The organism is Paenalicyclobacillus cellulosilyticus (assembly GCF_014647315.1).
GTDB lineage: Bacteria > Bacillota > Bacilli > Alicyclobacillales > Alicyclobacillaceae > Alicyclobacillus_J > Alicyclobacillus_J cellulosilyticus.
In genome coordinates, this window is sequence record NZ_BMOY01000111.1 from 1 (window position 1) to 649 (window position 649).

1 protein-coding gene is annotated in these 649 nt (G+C 49.0%); it reads right to left on the bottom strand.

What is annotated here, in order from left to right:
* Positions 1-649, bottom strand: a 649-nt coding sequence (locus tag IEX97_RS13040) for a hypothetical protein (protein ID WP_188883528.1), incomplete at both ends; no start/stop codon positions are given.

Sequence of the window (649 nt, forward strand, 5' to 3'; positions counted from 1 at the left end):
AAGACAAACTCAAGCTTGTCCGCTCACTGATAAAGCCACCTAGCCCCGCCTGCACTTCACCGGCAATTCGTGATTTATCGTTAATGCTGTCTCGGTCATTAAACTGCCAGCGGCGATAGGCAATCCCGCCTTTGAGTTGAGCAAATACGGGTATTGTGCCGAAAGAAGCGGTTTTCAAAGTCACTAGCGCATCAAGCATCGGCTTCACCGTCGTTTGAATCGGAAGACCGCCAAGCGCATCAATGGCGGCTTGTGATGGGAAATAACGCATGGTGTTGCCGCTTTGCACGCCAACTTCAAGACCCCAGGTCAGAGAATTACCAGTGTATACATCGCGGCCAATGGCAAAGCGACCCACAGCCGTTTGACCATCATCTCGGAACATATCCTCATACACGGTGTAGCCAAGACTGCCAGTCACCGACCAGGGATGAGAAACAGGAACATCCACTGCACCCATGCTGCCAGCCACTGCAGGCAGCGTCATGCACGCCAGCGACAAACCAAGAAAACCAAAACCTGCTCTCTTTAAAAAGCCAGCGCTGCTTCGATGATCTGTTGTGGTTTGATGACGGAAAACAGGAGTTTTAAAAGGCTTACTATGCAGAAAATTAATTAATGAAGAAAATAAACCAGAATTGATTGATTG